The 16,549-nt window shown below is 50.4% G+C and carries 13 protein-coding genes; 7 read left to right on the top strand and 6 right to left on the bottom strand.

Going from position 1 to position 16,549, the window contains the following annotated elements:
* Positions 1-35: 35 nt before the first annotated feature.
* Both ppnN and cobB read right to left on the bottom strand, forming a co-directional pair.
* Positions 36-1,436: a nucleotide 5'-monophosphate nucleosidase PpnN gene (gene ppnN, locus IOQ59_RS09550; RefSeq protein WP_193953060.1), complete on the bottom strand. Its 1,401-nt coding sequence runs from the start codon at positions 1,434-1,436 to the stop codon at positions 36-38.
* Between the two features lie 177 nt (positions 1,437-1,613).
* Positions 1,614-2,321, bottom strand: a complete 708-nt coding sequence (gene cobB / locus IOQ59_RS09545; protein WP_193953059.1) for a Sir2 family NAD+-dependent deacetylase — start codon at positions 2,319-2,321, stop codon at positions 1,614-1,616.
* A gap of 374 nt (positions 2,322-2,695) precedes the next feature.
* Between cobB and IOQ59_RS09540 the strand changes: the two genes are divergently transcribed.
* From IOQ59_RS09540 to IOQ59_RS09530, 3 genes are all read left to right on the top strand, one after another.
* Positions 2,696-4,087 (top strand): PhoH family protein, encoded by a 1,392-nt coding sequence (locus IOQ59_RS09540; protein ID WP_193953058.1) that lies wholly within the window; start codon positions 2,696-2,698, stop codon positions 4,085-4,087.
* A gap of 466 nt (positions 4,088-4,553) precedes the next feature.
* Positions 4,554-4,859, top strand: a complete 306-nt coding sequence (gene yidD / locus IOQ59_RS09535) for a membrane protein insertion efficiency factor YidD (RefSeq protein WP_193953057.1) — start codon at positions 4,554-4,556, stop codon at positions 4,857-4,859.
* Positions 4,860-5,129: 270 nt separating this feature from the next.
* Positions 5,130-7,322, top strand: coding sequence for a sodium:solute symporter family protein (locus tag IOQ59_RS09530; protein ID WP_193953056.1), 2,193 nt, complete (start codon positions 5,130-5,132; stop codon positions 7,320-7,322).
* A 3-nt stretch (positions 7,323-7,325) separates the two neighbouring features.
* Here IOQ59_RS09530 and IOQ59_RS09525 read toward each other — a convergent pair whose 3' ends face one another.
* Positions 7,326-7,733, bottom strand: a complete 408-nt coding sequence (locus IOQ59_RS09525; protein WP_228050809.1) for a VanZ family protein — start codon at positions 7,731-7,733, stop codon at positions 7,326-7,328.
* 133 nt (positions 7,734-7,866) lie between these two features.
* Here IOQ59_RS09525 and IOQ59_RS09520 point away from each other — a divergent pair, with 133 nt between their 5' ends.
* Positions 7,867-8,286 (top strand): Spy/CpxP family protein refolding chaperone, encoded by a 420-nt coding sequence (locus IOQ59_RS09520; RefSeq protein ID WP_193953054.1) that lies wholly within the window; start codon positions 7,867-7,869, stop codon positions 8,284-8,286.
* A 59-nt stretch (positions 8,287-8,345) separates the two neighbouring features.
* On the opposite strand, the gene IOQ59_RS09515 is transcribed toward IOQ59_RS09520, so the two are convergent.
* On the bottom strand, positions 8,346-9,158 hold the full coding sequence (locus IOQ59_RS09515; protein WP_193953053.1) for a mechanosensitive ion channel family protein: 813 nt from the start codon (positions 9,156-9,158) through the stop codon (positions 8,346-8,348).
* A 313-nt stretch (positions 9,159-9,471) separates the two neighbouring features.
* Here IOQ59_RS09515 and IOQ59_RS09510 point away from each other — a divergent pair, with 313 nt between their 5' ends.
* The 3 genes from IOQ59_RS09510 (at position 9,472) to IOQ59_RS21360 (ending at position 11,128) form a co-directional block, all read left to right on the top strand.
* The gene (locus tag IOQ59_RS09510) at positions 9,472-10,038 is read left to right on the top strand and encodes a TIGR04211 family SH3 domain-containing protein (protein ID WP_193953052.1); all 567 of its coding nucleotides are present in this window, start codon (positions 9,472-9,474) and stop codon (positions 10,036-10,038) included.
* 626 nt (positions 10,039-10,664) lie between these two features.
* Complete coding sequence (locus IOQ59_RS09505; RefSeq protein WP_193953051.1) at positions 10,665-10,907, top strand: GrxA family glutaredoxin; 243 nt, start codon at positions 10,665-10,667, stop codon at positions 10,905-10,907.
* An 89-nt stretch (positions 10,908-10,996) separates the two neighbouring features.
* A complete protein-coding gene (locus IOQ59_RS21360; protein WP_255512537.1) occupies positions 10,997-11,128 on the top strand; it encodes a hypothetical protein in 132 nt (43 codons plus the stop codon).
* 83 nt (positions 11,129-11,211) lie between these two features.
* Here the strand turns inward: IOQ59_RS21360 and recD are convergent, their stop codons facing one another.
* Together recD and recB are read right to left on the bottom strand one after the other, a co-directional pair.
* Positions 11,212-13,026 carry an exodeoxyribonuclease V subunit alpha gene (recD, locus tag IOQ59_RS09500; RefSeq protein ID WP_193953050.1) on the bottom strand — a complete coding sequence of 605 codons (1,815 nt, stop codon included), beginning with the start codon at positions 13,024-13,026 and terminating at the stop codon, positions 11,212-11,214.
* A complete protein-coding gene (recB, locus tag IOQ59_RS09495) occupies positions 13,023-16,547 on the bottom strand; it encodes an exodeoxyribonuclease V subunit beta (protein WP_193953049.1) in 3,525 nt (1,174 codons plus the stop codon). The genes recD and recB overlap by 4 nt, the downstream gene beginning before the upstream one ends.
* Between the last annotated feature and the right edge of the window lie 2 nt (positions 16,548-16,549).

Below are 16,549 nucleotides of genomic sequence, written 5' to 3'. Positions count from 1 at the left end.
TAACATCAGGAAATAATAACCAACGCTTATAAACGTCAGGCCCCACTGACTTCCTCATTGGCTTCAGCCTGTTTGATGCGATAGCACGGCGTGTACTCTTTGTAATTCAGTTTCATACGCCGCTGATCAACAAAGGAGGTCAACAATTGATCCAGCTCGGCCATCATCTCCGGCTCACCTTCAATCTCAAATGGGCCATGCTGTTCAATTGCCCGGATTCCCGGCTCCTTCACGTTACCTGCCACAATACCTGACAAGGCACAGCGTAAATTAGCCGCCAGTTCAAAACTGGTCAGTTCCTTGTGCAGCTGTAGCTGAGACATATTCTCATGAGTTGGCTCAAACGGTTCCTGAAACTCCTGAGGGATATGCAGCTGCCAGTTAAAGTGGAACGACTCACTGGTCGCCTTACGATATTGGGTGACAGAGCCAAGACCTTCTCTCATGCGTTGGGCAACTTCATGTGCATCATCAACAATGATCTCGTAGCACTGACGGGCTTCTTCCCCCAACGTATGACATATAAACTGATCCACCGTCGCGAAATACTCTTCACTTCCAGCAGGACCCGTAAAGATCAGCGGGAACGGGATATTACGGTTCCGTTCATGCAACAACAATCCAAGAATATAGAGAATCTCCTCAGCCGTACCTGCCCCACCCGGGAACACGATGATACCGTGACCTAAGCGCACAAAGGCTTCGAGGCGTTTCTCAATATCCGGCATGATGATCAGATCATTCACAATCGGGTTAGGGCTTTCTGCCGCAATGATGCCCGGCTCAGAGATACCCACATAACGACCATCATCAATACGCTGTTTGGCATGCGCAATCGTAGCGCCCTTCATCGGGCCTTTCATCGCACCCGGTCCGCAGCCAGTACAGATATCCATACCCCGCAGACCCAGCTCGTAACCCACTTTTTTGGTGTATTCGTATTCATGACGACTGATCGAATGTCCACCCCAGCACACCACCAGATTTGGCTTAACGTGCGGTCGGATGGTTTCCGCATGGCGTAGAATATGGAACACCATATTACTGGTGGTCGCCGATTCATCGAGTCCGGCACAGCATTTATCCAGTTCGTCGCCCACGTACAACAAGTCGCGCAACACTGAAAACAGGTGCTCACGGATACCGGTAATAATTTGACCATCCACAAATGCGCTGGCAGGTGCGTTAATCAGATCAAGCTGCACACCGCGATGTTTCTGGCTGATCTTGATGTCAAAATCACGATATTTCTCCAGCACCATCTTGGTGCTATCGAGCTCGCTGCCGCAGTTTAATACCGCCAGACTGCACTGACGAAACAGCTTATACAGACCACCTTGGCTGGCATCATGAAGCTTAGCGACCTCAAAAGGGGAAAGGGTATCTAGATTGTCCAGTGGCGTAACACTGGTGGTAACGAATTGTTCTGTGTTCATGTAATCCACCTCCTTGGGCAGTCAGACACAGCAATCGCGCCACCTTTTCTCTGGTGGCCTGTGCCTCTTCATGTTCATTTATTGTCATACTTCAGACCAATGACATTTCCATGAAGTTCACAGAATCACTATAGATTATTTCCAGTACCCTGCCAAAATCGGTTAATTTTCAGCCAGTTAACCCTTTAAAAACTGCGTGATATACGTAGGCAAAACTTCACTCGCAGCCCCATATATATGCTCATCAAAGGCTGATTCCACTCTCGACGGTTCCAGGTTAAGTTCCACCGTGTGTGCACCTGCTGCGTTCGCCACCTCAACAAACCCAGCAGCCGGATACACATGCCCGGACGTACCAATCGACAGGAACAGATCACAGCTATCCAGCGCGCTATAGATCCGATCCATATGCATCGGCATCTCACCAAACCAAACGATATCGGGGCGCAGTAACCCCGCTTCACCGCAGCAATCACAGAGATCCGCTGGCGAGCTTGCCCCCTCAAAGAAAGAGACTTCACCGCTCTGCCCACAGCGCATATTCAGTAACTCGCCGTGCATATGAAGCAGATTATGGCTACCGGCCCGCTCATGCAGATTATCAATATTCTGGGTTACCAGAAGTACGCTGCCGGAATGCCTTGCCTCCAGCTCTGCGAGTGCATAATGCGCAGGGTTTGGCTGAATTTCCGGTGCTAATAATCCCTGACGGCGTTCATTATAAAATCGGTGAACGAGTTCCGGATCACGTAAAAAAGCTTCAGGCGTGGCGACATCCTCAACCCGGTGGTCTTCCCACAAACCGTCCGCAGCGCGAAACGTTCGAATGCCAGATTCAGCCGAAATACCGGCCCCCGTCAGGATCACTATCGATTCCGCACCCATCGTTTAATCTCCCCAAAAAATCTTGTTGTCACAATACGGCAATGCTTACATATCTAGACTATCTTTGAATTCAAGGTAACCGAAAAAAACGAACCCGTACAATCGGTTGCCTGACTCACAAGGCGACTCGGTCCAACAGGAATGAGCCTGTTAATGAGATCGCTAACCTGCAACACCGGAACAGGAACAGGCGTTAACCACAGGGACAACGCCCAAAAATCAACATCGCAGCAGCAGAGGATGATGCCCAACGATGTTATGCAGTAACCTGAACCACCCTACCCGACCTCGCAGCCTCTACCGGGCCTGTAGCTGGTTTACCCGCGCCTCTTACTCTCAGGAAATCAGCCTCCCGGCGTCAGAAGGAATCCGCCATGACAGCATCTAAGCTTTATATACTGGATACCAACGTACTGCTTCATGACCCTAAGTGTCTGTATGAGTTCAAGGAGCAGGATATCGCCATTCCCATGACCGTTCTGGAGGAACTGGACGACATCAAGGATCGTAAGAAAAACGTGTCCTCAGAAGCACGTCATGCCATTCGCGCAATTGATCATATTCTGAGTGGAGCCAGCACCTCGGCTCAAATCACCAAAGGCGTACCGATTAAGCAAAACGCACTCAACGGCGTTGACACACGACTGGGAAAATTGAGCATTTTCCCTGATCACGAGCTGACAATGCGTCAGGGCTTTTTGCCCAACGACCACAATAAAGATAATTTGATTATCAACTGCGCGCTGCACCTACAGGCAACGAACCCGCATCGCGAGATTATTCTGGTCACCAAAGATATCAACATGCGCCTGAAAGCGCTCGGTGCCGGGCTACTGAAGGTTGAAGACTACCGTACCGACCAGCTGGTTTCCGACATTGAGTTGCTGCCTGCCGGGCACTACCAAATGGAAGGCAATTTCTGGGAGCATGTCACTGATGTGAAAAGCTATCAGGAAGGTAAATACACCTTTCATCAGATTGATCGCAGCATTTTGCCCAACACCTATCCGGCAGAATATATCTACGATGAATCCGATGGCTTTGCAGCACGGGTGATCAGCGTTGATGAAGAGACCATCACGCTGCAAGACCTGAATCACGAGCGGATCATGCAACAGAACTGCTGGGGCATTGAACCGATCAACATTCAACAGGCCTTTGCCATGCAGGCCGTACTCGACCCATCCATTGATCTGGCGATACTAAACGGTGCAGCAGGCTCTGGTAAAACGTTGGTCGCGCTGGCCTGCGCACTAGAGATGGTGATTGAGGATAAACAGTTCAACAAAATCATCGTGACCCGCTCTACACCACCCGTGGCGGAAGATATCGGTTTCCTGCCGGGTACAGAAGAAGAGAAGATGACGCCTTGGTTGAGTGCGATCCACGATAACCTTGAAGCGATGCATGAACAGGACGAACGCCCACAGAGCAGCGTTAAATACGCGATCGAAAAGGCCAACATCCAGTTCAAATCCCTGAACTTTATCCGCGGACGCAGTATTCAGGATGCACTTGTGCTGATTGATGAAGCGCAGAACCTGACCCCGTCTCAGCTGAAAACGATCATCACCCGCTGTGGTAAAGGTTCCAAGATGATCTGTCTTGGTAATCTGGCACAGATAGATTCTAACTACCTGACGCCGCTAACCTCAGGTCTGACCTATATCGTCGAACGCTTTAAAGATTATCCGGGCGCAGCCAATGTCCATCTTGAAGGCATCTTCCGCTCAGAACTGGCTGAATATGCAGAAGAGCATCTCTGATTGTTAACGAAAGGTAACCAGCCGCGATAGACGCGACTAAAGTATAAAAACCTTTGAGTGCCGCACTGTCTCTGACATTGCGGCACTTTTACCTCTCGGCCAAAAAATAATCTGACCGCCAGATATTCCATTCCGGATAGTTATCCCTATAATCCGCCGCAACAAAACAATAATAATAAATTCACATACGCGACATTGAATCAGAAATAAAAATAAAACGCTGAAATTCGTCGCCTCAGATTCAAACTTACCTCTCTAACATGCCCAGTCATGGATTCTGTAAGTTCCCCGTTGATGTATAACGGGGTCTGAGATTTCTTATGTTCCACACTCTGTACCTGACAATTCAACCCCAGTTCCTTCCGGAAGCCGAGTGGCACACATGTGCTTTCACGACTTCCCCTTTACTTATGCCGGACGACGGTCCGGCAGTTTTTCTACCGCTCAATTGCGATATACTCTACCGATGTCTCAACTTATCCACCGGCTCAAATGGGGCCTGCAAAAACTCCTGATCCTGCCCATCCGTGGTTATCAGTATCTGATCAGCCCCATGCTGGGCAGCAACTGTCGTTTCTATCCAAGTTGCTCCCACTACATGATTGAAGCCATCGAAACTCACGGCATTCTGAAAGGCGGTTATCTGGGTATACGTCGTATTCTGCGTTGCCACCCCTACAGTGACGGCGGTATGGATCCGGTACCTCCCCGTTGTGGTTGTGAACATGGTCATACGGATGAAGACAAACACGACGCTCAGACAAAACACTGAGCGTCACCTCAAGTCAGTCTCTCCGGCCGACCAAGTAAATTTGACCTTCCCACCCTTCCCCTCTGATAACCATTTAATTTAAGTCCTGCTCCACTCAACGCTACGAACTCGCCAACATTTCATGTAAGCCCTTCTATATCACCCAACCCCGTCAACACTGTACGAAAATCATACAGTTATACGCTATTTGACCATCTATTCTTTGACCAGAGAACAAGATCAGGCTATAGCTATAAAGATAACGTCCGGCCCGCTGATGTAAGGTTGCCTATGTTTAATCCGTATGCCGTCATTTTAATTGTGACTATCTATATGGCCCTGCTGTTTGCGCTCGCGCAGTGGGTCGAGAGACGCAACCAGCTGACCGGAAAACAGATCAGCAGTCCTTGGGTCTATGCGCTGTCACTTGCCGTATATCACACATCATGGACTTTCTATGGCAGCGTAGGTTTCGCAGCTAATTCAGGCATGATGTTTCTGGGTGTCTACCTGGGAAGCCTTATTGCCATTCTTTTCTGGCACGTCACCCTGCGAAAGATGATTCAGGCAAAAGAAACCTTCCGTATTACCAGTATTGCCGACTTTATCTCCACCCGTTATAACCGCTCACAACGCATCGCCGCACTGGTAACGATCATCGCCCTGCTTGGCATCGTACCGTATATCGCGTTGCAGCTAAAAGCGGTGATCAGCTCCTTTAACCTGATCACTCACGACAGTGCAGAGATGATGGACTGGGGCCTGTCTGGGCTCTTTGTGACATTAGTCATGATCGCATTCACCATACTGTTTGGTGTACGCCGCCTCGATCCGACTGAACGCCACCAGGGGATGATCTTTGCCTTAGTGGCAGAGTGCCTGGTGAAACTCGTTAGCTTTATGGCTGTAGGGATCTTCGTCACATACATGATGTTTGACGGCTTTGAGGACATCAGCCAACGTATCAGCGCTGCTGGGCTAGACCACGTCACCAGCTTTAGTGCCAGTGACAACGCGGGCTCCATGTGGGTAACGCTCATTGTTCTGAGCTTCGTTGCCGTACAGTTATTACCACGCCAGTTTCATGTCGCGGTTGTCGAAAACACCGATCAGAAACATATTCGTACGGCGATGTGGCTGTTTCCGCTCTATATAATACTGATCAACCTGTTTGTTGTACCCATTGCAGCGGCGGGCTTGTTGTCGGGAATCGATAGTAATCTCGCAGACTATTACGTGCTGCTCCTCCCCAAACTGGCCGACAATCATTTGTTATCTCTAGTCGCTTTTATCGGCGGATTCTCGGCCGCCACCGGGATGATCATTATTACCACAATGACGTTAGCCACAATGGCCTCAAACCACCTGGTCCTGCCTGCGATCGAACGCACCGGTTCATGTACTTTTCTACGCGGATACCTGCTACAAGTCCGTTGGGTACTGGTTGCGATGATCCTGCTGGGGAGCTACTGGTTCACGCTGGAATTTGCTAACTCGTATATTCTGGTCTCCATTGGCCTGATCTCTTTTGTCGCAATCCTCCAGTTTGCCCCTGCCACATTCGGCGGGCTCTTCTGGAAAAAAGCCAATAGCGCAGGTGCATTTTTAGGATTGCTTGCAGGCTTCTCAGTCTGGATCTATACGTTAGTGCTCCCCACCATGACCAAACATGGCTGGTTTGATATGGCGCTGCTTGAACACGGCCCCTCTGGGGTTGCCATGCTGCGACCTGAAGCATTATTTGGCTTAGATGGTTTCCACCCCGTAACCCACGCAGTGCTCTGGTCCATGCTGGCGAACATCGGCGCCTATGTCCTGTTCTCACTACTGTATCAGCCACATAAAACCGAGCGTAACTTCACCACCGAATTCATGTGTGCCATGCTCGCTAAGTCCTCCAGTCGCAAAGCACGTCCAACCGGTTTAGAAGCCTACATCGTATTGAACGCGAAGCTGGAAGAAGCACAAACACTGCTTTCCAACTACCTGCCAGAAGACAAAGCCAATGAGCAGGTACACAACATAGCCGACGACCTTCAGGTACTTGATAAATCCCACATCACGATTATTGAACTGGTTGAATTCCATCGCATGCTGGAACATGTGCTCGCAGGTTCAATTGGTTCCGCAGGCGCCCACAGCGCAATGGAAAGCCGTATTCGGTACTCAGACAAAGAGGCTGCCGATCTACAGGCCGTCTTCAGCCATATCGTCAGCGAACTTCAGAGCCCCGGCCTGGCCCCTGAGCTCGTGCCGAGCAAAGACATTGATACCGGAAGCTTTGGTCTGATTGAGGACCTGCAAGCGCAGATTGATAAGCTACAAATTCGACTGCAACAAAAAGATGGCGAGATCACTTCACTGGAACAAAAACTGGATGAGCGCTACGAAGATATTTTTAAGTATCGAATGGAGATACAGAAAGCCACACAAGAAAATGACGCCCTACGGCGTGAGCTAAATGACAAACTGGGGCAGATATAAACATTATTTCGGTGGATGCCTACCAAGCCAGAACGCCAGACACCAAGTAATAAGGGTAAACGTCAGGATCCCCCCTGCATCGGCCAGAAGATCCAGCAGGTCAAATCTACGACTGGGTATAAAATACTGGCTGATCTCCTCTCCCACCGAAAACAGCGCCACGCAGAGCGTGCCCCAATATACGGGCATAAATACCAAACGAACGGTGCGAAATTTCAGACTGACGTTGAGTAACAATGTCAGAACACCAAACACCATAAAGTGCCCCCACTTATCTCCATTGGGCAGACCCCGTACCCAATCAAAAATCGCCGGTACCTTTCCCATATCAGCCTGATAGAGCACCCAGACAATACATCCGATAAATACCACGGTGATCAGCACTACAAGCCTACTCAGTCCGCTTCTCAAGCCAGTACCTCCTTTACCATATGGATACATTTACACATCTTTGCAATCTCACCCCGCATATTTACATGCCAATACGTACCCTAGACATATCCACACTTAGAATAATAAGTGCAACAAATCAGCAGAAGGTTCAATGATGTTAAAGAGTTTGATGATCGTTTTGGCATTAACCCTGACAACGGTTCAAGTCGTATCAGCCAATGATGAGCGCGGTAAAAATATTGAGCACCAGATCGCTGAGCTGAAGGACCGGTTAGCACTCAGTGATGCCCAAACTCAGCAGATCACTCCGATTCTGGAAACAAGTGCGAACGCACGAAAAGAGATACTGAAAAAACACGGCATTGATCTGGAAAACTTCGATCCAGAGAGTCGCAAAAAACTGAGCTTTCGCGAAAAACGAAAACTGGCTAGTGAACTGAAAGCATCGCGAAAAAACACGCAGGGACAGCTGGAACTTATTTTGACCGACAAACAGATGAATGAGTACCGAAAGATTCAGCAGGAACGCAAAGACAAACTACGAGAACACATGAAAAATCGCGGTGAATGAAGCACTAAAAAAGGGCCATAAGGCCCTTTTGAGTTGGAGCTTATTTGCAGGCGAATTGATTACGCCTGCTCAGCTTCCTGCTTGTGCAAATGAACGTCCATCTGCGGATACGGGATGCTGATACCTTCAGCATCAAAACGCAATTTCACTGTTTCAGTGGTATCCCACATCACATCCCAATAATCAGCGGACTTAACCCACGGACGTACAACGAAGTTTACGCTGCTATCCGCCAACTCAGACACTGCGACCACAGCGGCAGGATCTTTAAGAATACGGTCATCATTGCCGATAATCTCTTCCAAAATCGCCTTGGCGCGTTTCAGATCATCGTCGTAACCAATGCCGAACACCATATCCACACGACGGGTATCACGCGCAGAGTAGTTGATGATTACACCGCTATAAATGCCACCATTCGGCACAATCACTTCCCGATTATCAGGCGTTCGCATCACCGTGTTAAAGATCGAAACGTGTTCGACAATACCGGAAACACCCGCCGCCTCAACAAAATCCCCCTCACGAAACGGTCGGAAGACAATCAGCATCACACCCGCAGCAAAGTTCTTTAACGAATCCTGCAGCGCCAGACCTACGGCTAAACCCGCCGCACCCACCAACGCAATCAGCGAGGTCGTATCAACACCCAGTTGATCCAGGGCCGCCACAACAACGACCAGCAATAGAAGAATATTGGCAATAGAGGTGATGAAGTTCACCAGCATATCGTCCATTTTCGAACGACGTAGCACGCGTGTAATCAATTTCACTAACTGTTTAGCAACCCACCGACCAACCACGAAGACGGCTAAAGCGAGCGCGATATTGATCACCCAAGGGTATATGTAGGTGTCGATCATGTTTTCCATGTATTTTCCCCATCCAGATATCATGGGTCCGAAGACCCGTTAGCTTCTGCCCGTAGAACCATTCTCAGTTAAGCAGACGCTTATTTGTTATCATATCTCTGCTGAATACAGACTGTATGATGAATCTATTACAAGAAATCCTAAGCATAGACAGCAATAGACTCATCGAAAATTATTGAACAAGTTTGTAGAATACGCACGGATCATTTTCAGTTTTTTACTGTCGAAGTGATCCACGGGTAGGTACATCGGGTCGATGGTAGGGAGTCAGACCCTTCACAATATTGGCAAATTCACACTAGTGACGGCATTAATGAAAAAAATACTCATATTTCTATTTTTTACTCTTTCCTTACAGGTTCAGGCTCAAACAGGGCATATCGCTGATGATGTGTATGTCTTCTATCACAGCGGTCCGAGCAACAAATACAAAATTACAGGTCGGGTTCAAAGTGGCGCACCGGTCAAAATCCTGAAGCGGGACAAGGGCACAAAATACGTTCAGATCCGTACCCCGAAAGGGAAAGTAGGTTGGGTTGCACCTAATAATGTAGGCACCGGCCCTAGCATGAGCGCCCGTCTGCCCGTATTAGAAAGTGATCTTAAGAACAGCCGCAGTAAAGTTTCAGAGCAGAGTGAAGTGATCAACGAGCTGCAAGCAGAGCTGAGTTCGATTCGCAATGAACGTGAAACGCTGGCGGATGAAGTGAGCTCTTTGAAGACTGAAATTAAGACGCTTAGCTTCCAGATTGAAACTATGGATGAAAGCAACCTGATGCGTTGGTTCACTCATGGCGGTCTGATCGCGTTGGGTGGTGTGATTCTGGGTCTGTTGGTACGTTCCTTCACCGGTCGTCGTAAACCGGCTTCCACCTGGTAACAGTCATTCTCTTATTACTATGAACGGGCCTAACCCCACTGGGGGTAAGCCCGTTTGATCTTTGTGTCATAGCAATAGCCCCTCCCCCTTCTCTTCTCAACCTCGTCACCAAACCCACTTGAATGCGTCCGGGCTGCCATAAGCCTTCTTCTGCTACAAGCCTCAAAAATAGTTTGCTCACCTATATTCGCTATCAACATGATTTTTTTTCATTCACGTTATTGTCTTATAACGTTGCAATATTTAATTGAATAACGGCGTTTGACATTACAAATCATACAGTTAGATATCTGTACATTTTTTAACCAATTCAAATGAAGTGCCCGTATTACTGCTCGCTGAGAAGTTTGCCCAAATCTTGTCGACAGGTTTATCCACAGGCTTTGGGGAAAAGCATGGACACCCCAGAAACAACGGGTTAACGCTGCGCTGCACATAAAAAAAAACAACCTTTGATAACTTTCTACCTAATGAAAAATTTCTGAGTTGCGCGAGAGAATCTTGAATTGACCTATTGCGTTCCATAGCGGGAGTAAATGAACGGAATAAACAGATCCAATTGGTCGCCGTCCTGCCCTGCATGTTGTAATGCACTCATGGAATTTTGATCAGGAGACAGCAACATCATGAAACGCGTTACTATTTTTGGCCGTCCGGGTTGTGGTTTTTGTACTCGTGCTAAGCAGCTGTGTGAAATCAAAGAGCTGAGCTTCCGCTATATCGATATCCACGCAGAGAATATCAGCAAAGCCGATCTTGAAAAAACCGTGGGTAAACCGGTAGAAACAGTGCCGCAGATCTTTGTTGGACAGGAGCACATCGGTGGATTCACCGAATTTGAACAATACGTTGGTCAACAGGGTCTATAATCAGTAGTATCGTGTCTGAGGAGCGCTACCCGCGCTGACCGTCGATGCCGAATCTGACGACCGGTATGCACCGGCACTAGGAGCGACATATGCTGATTTTTACAACTTTGCTGGCCCTGGCTGCCGGTTATATCATGTTCAAGATGAGCAAACCTGCTCAGAAAGAGCTGAAACCCATCCGTATACGCACGGAAGAAGAGCAGCAACGTCGCCGTCGCTAGGATTCTGAACCAGATCTGATTATTAACATATGATCGATAATAGGGAGCCATTGGCTCCCTATTTGCGTTCTAAGCGGTTGGTTTTACATCTGCCATAATCGATCAGCCAAACCACCGTTACGTTCGGTAGGCCGCAACGTCGCTTGCCTGAACACCCGGTCTGTCCCGTACAATGCCAACGACTGTTTAGCACGTGTAATCCCTGTATAGAGCAACTCACGGGTCAGTACCGGGCTGTCATCTGGCGGCAGTAACAACAGTACCTGCTCAAACTCTGATCCCTGACTTTTATGTACCGTCATCGCAAACACGGTTTCGTGTTCAGGTAACCGGCTGGGCAACACCGCACGCATCCGACCTGACTGTTCAAACCAAACCCGAAGATTGCCGTCTTCGTCAGGCAGCGTGATACCGATATCACCGTTATATAACTCCATCACAGAATCATTGCGGGTGATAATCACCGGGCGACCGCTAAACCACTGGCCTTCGCTGGACACCAGCCGACGTTTCGCTAATGCACTACGAATCGTTTCGTTTAGCCCCGCCACACCGTAGGGCCCTTCCCGCAGTGCACAAAGTAGCTGTAAGCGGTTGAACTGAGCCAGAATATGCTCCGGCGCAGCGTTGTCATCCACACAGCGCAGGTAATGACTATAGCCATCCACCGCTCGGGCAATCAGTGCAGCATAACCTTCACTGGTCAGTGGATTGAGCTCGATATCACCGTAATTGGCGCTTTTCAGAACTTGCGTAAAACGCGCCACATCTCCGGTATTAACGGCGCGTGCCAGATGCCCAATACCGCTCTGATCATGAAATCTGTAACTTTTACGTAGTAACGCCACAGAATCTGCTAAGGGGGACGGGTAATTCTGAGAAATATCTGCAGCACTGATATCGCACAGCGCTGACAATATTTTCGCCTGCTCCACCGAATACCCCACCTCACCCGGCCAACGACAGATATCACCCAAGACACTGCCCGCTTCAACCGACGCCAGCTGATCCCGATCTCCGATCAGGATTAACCGGGCACTGTCCGGTAAAGCATCCAGCAACCGCGCCATCATCGGCAGATCGATCATCGATGCCTCATCCACCACCAGCAGATCGAGATGTAAGGGATTCTCGGCGTTATGACGGAAGCTATGGCTGTTTGGTATAACACCGAGTAACCGATGCAGGGTACTCGCGTCCGCCGGAATTGAAGCGCGCTGCTCAACCGACAACGGCAGTTTGCTCACCGCACCGGCAATCGATTCAGACAGGCGTGCGGCGGCTTTACCGGTTGGCGCAGCCAATTTAATCACCGGTTCACGTCCCAGTTGCAGGCTCTGCTCACAGATCAGCGCGAGCAGTTTGGTCACAGTGGTGGTTTTACCCGTTCCTGGTCCACCGGAAATCACTGAAAAACGTCGCTGAGCAGCAATGGCTGCTGCCACTTTCTGCCAGTCCGGTTCACCGGATTGACGACCGAACAATTTATTCAGACCGGACCTGAGTGTCTCAAGATCCACATCCGAGCGTGCCGCCCGGGTATGTAAACTGGCGGCAATCATCACCTCATACGACCAATAACGGTGCAGATAGAGGCGGTCACCGTTTAACACCAGTGGCGTTGTTTCAGAGCCGTCACCGATGATCTGCGCATGCAGGCCCAGCGTTGATAGTCCCAACTGCACTGTCAGCTGCTTCAGCTCAGGCGACAACTCTGGCAACCGGGACAACACCAGACACACATTGCCCTGCGCCAGTTCAGCGCTGACCAACGTACCCGCAAGAACCGCCAGATCAGGTGCACCTTTCTGTTGCAAAAAACGACCAAACTGATAATCCAGCGGGCGCAGTTCACCGGCATCAACCCGGCTACGGAGGACCGACAATAATTCACTCATGCGGTTTCTCCTGCTCGGAACTGTTGATCCAGCTGCTCGATAAAGCCCGCATCAGGACGGCAATGGAAAACACCATGATCCCCCTGCCCCATCCCTCGCAGGAAGAGATAGAAAACACCGCCCATATGTTCTTCGTAGTTATAATCCGGTATCCGGCTCTGCAACAGACGGTGTAGCGCCAGCGTATAAAGCTGGTATTGAAGATCATAGCGGTGGTCAATCATCGCACCCGCCATCGCCTCTTGGGTATACGCATCATGTGTGCCGCCGAGATAATTGGATTTGTAATCGAGCACGTAATACCGGCCTTCATGGCGGAATACCAAGTCGATAAAGCCTTTTAACATCCCGTTCACCTGATCAAAGGAGAGCAGCCCTGCCTGCGCTGACAGATTATCTTCTGCGCGTACCAATTGATTAAGTGCACCGCAGTCCAGACCACTCACTGGCAACATAAATTCCATCTCCACCAGTTTGTCCTGCGCGGTGAGATCTCGCATCCGTAGCCCCTGACCGTCCAGATCACTGTCCAGTACATCTGCCACGAGTGAGTTCAGTACCGGTGTCCAGTCGGTTTCATAACCTTCCAGCGTCAGGCGCTCTTGCAGATACTCATCCAGCTCCGGTCCGCCTGCCGTAGGGAAGTCCAGATCCTCAAACACGGCGTGCAAGAACGTACCGGCACGAGCCCCTTTGGGAAAACTGAAGATCGTCTGTTCCGGCTCAGCGACCTCCGCTTCTTCACCTGCCACCTCCAGATCCAAACCCGGCAACTCCGGCAGTTGATAACCGCTGCCATGACTGCTCAGTGCCGAGTAACTGGTCACCCGCCAGTCACGTTTAATCCGGCCTTTAAAGGTGCGGACCTGCAGCTCCGGTTTGGCTTCAGGTTCTGCGGCAAACAGATCGATCTGAGGGGCACTTTGCGGCGGTTCCAATACGGTAATCGCTGCTGAAAGCGCTGGTATACCGGCCATCGCCTCATCCAACTCACGCTCTTCCTGCAACAACAGATAACCCAGTGCGGTGCGGCGTAACTGATCTTTTTTCTGGCCCACTTTCACGTCCGCTACACCCATATAGCAGGCGTACACCGAACGGGTCAGGGCGACATAAAGCAAGCGCAGATCTTCCGCCAGGCGCTCTTCATCCGCTTTTGCCATCGCCTCGTCCGAGGCCTGTAAGTCCACCACGGTTTCACCACTGTCGTCGTGGTAAAGAGCCTGCTTGCTCTCTTTCATCGCACAGGGAAATGGCAGGAAGACAACGGGATATTCCAGACCTTTGGATTTATGGATCGTAACTAATGTCACCAGATTACGATCACTCTCCAAACGCAACTGCTGATCTTCCGAGCTACCGTTGGGGCTGTTCAGCTTCTCCGCATACCAACGCAACAGACCCGCAGTGCCTTCAACTTCTGTACTTGCGGTTTGCAACAGCTCACCCAGATGCAGCAGGTCGGTTAGACGCCGCTCGCCATCTGCACGGGAGAGCATCAATTCAGAGAGCTTGCGCCGTTGCAGTAAGCGGTGCAGCATCGGCAACACACCTAACCGCAACCACACCTGCTGGTATTCCGTAAATTCCGCCACCGCCGCTTCCCATGCGCGCTCGTCATGGTTGAGGCGATCCAGAGCCTCGACATCCAGCTGCAATACGGACGTCGCCAACGCCGCGCGGACAAAACGTTCGTTGTTTGGCTCCTGCACCGCCTGCAGTAGCAACAACATATCGAGAGCTTCTTGTGTGGCAAATACACTTTCGCGATTACTCAGGTACACACAAGGTCGCTGAAATTCTGTCAGCGCCGTGCGGATCGCATCGGCTTCATAACGATCACGCACCAGCACCGCGATATCTCCCGCCGCCAGCGGCTGATCACCCATCGAGGTATCACCAGCCAGCAGACGTTCGATCTCCACTGCGGTCGAGCGGGCGAAGCGGGTGAAGTAGGTATTGCGATTGATCGGTGCGTCATCGTCCTGATACCAGAACGTCATCGCGGGCAGCGCTTTCCCACCCATCTGAAGGGGTTTCTTATCGGATTTACCGCCCGCCTTCACCGATTGGAACTTAATATCCTGCTCGTAGATAAACGGCGCCTGTGCCGTTTCAAAAATCCGGTTAACGGACTCCACCATCCGTGACGTCGAGCGCCAGTTGGTATCCAGCGTATAGGGTGCATCTACCTGACGCCGCGCACGGATATAGGTAAAGATATCCGCGCCACGGAAGGCATAGATCGCCTGCTTAGGATCACCGATCATCACCAGCCCCGGCGCCTGCGCTTCCTCATCCGGTACTGCGGCGTATATCTGACTGAAGATGCGATACTGCATCGGGTCGGTATCCTGAAACTCATCGATCAGCGCCAGTGGGAACTGCGTGCGAATAGCCGAGGCCAATAATCCGGATTGATCCTGACTCAGAGAACGATCCAGGTTGATCAACAGGTCATCAAATGTGAGCAAATTGTGCTGCGCTTTGTGCTGATTAAAGCGCTGACGTACATCACGAAATGCTCGGGCCAGCATAATTTCACGCACAGGCACCCGCGCTTCCAACAGCTCTTCGGTCAGGCGGAACAACTCATGCTCTGGCGGATTACCTTTGGGCGATTTTTCATGCAATCGTGATTGCTGAAAACGCTCCAGCACTCCGACCAGCTTTTTATCCAGCACCGAACTGTCGGTTTCACAAAACTCACCGATTTTAGCCAACCAGTTCGGCAGCAGATTTTTACGATAGCTTTGTTTACTGACACCCGAATCGCGGATCAATGCTTCCAGGTCCCCGCCTTGTGACAACCAGAGCGCCTTAAAGCGTTGTAACAGACTCTGGAACTGCGTAAACAGCTCGGTCAGATTTTGCTCCGACAGATCCGGCTGCAAACGCAGTTCCGGTGAGTTCCAGAACCCGTTTAGATCTTTACCCAGATCCACCGGCGTTTTCCACAAATGCAGCACGGCCGAGGCGATACCGGCCTCCATGCGATAGATCTCGTTACGCCAGAAGTCCATCACCGCCTGATGCAACAAACGCTGGGAGTCTTGGGTCAACTCGGTCTCAAACAGCGCACCGCTTTCAAAGGCATGGCGTTTAAGCATCCGCTGACAGAAGCCGTGAATGGTGAAGATCGCGGCTTCATCCATCTGCTGGGCGGCTTGCTCCAGCAGCTTCACCGCAGCCTCTTTATCCTCAATCGCTTCAATCAGCTGACTCAAGAACAGATCTTTTACTTCCTGCCAGTTCAGCGCCAGCATAAAGGCCTGACGGGCTTCGGCGATACGCACACGGATGCGGTCGCGCAACTCTTCGGTTGCGGCTTCGGTAAAAGTCACCACCAGAATTTGATCAGGCCCCAATGGGCGTACAGGGCCTTGATCACCATGTCCCAGCAGTAAACGCAGATAGAGCGCTGTAATGGTGTATGTTTTCCCGGTACCAGCACTCGCCTCAATCAGGCGCACACCGTGCAAAGGGAATGTCAGCGGTTGTAGTGGAATCAGATCACTCATCC

Source organism: Pontibacterium sinense (assembly GCF_015209595.1).
Classification (GTDB): Bacteria; Pseudomonadota; Gammaproteobacteria; order Pseudomonadales; family Balneatricaceae; genus Pontibacterium; species Pontibacterium sinense.
This window is presented reverse-complemented; position numbering and strand designations above follow the sequence as displayed.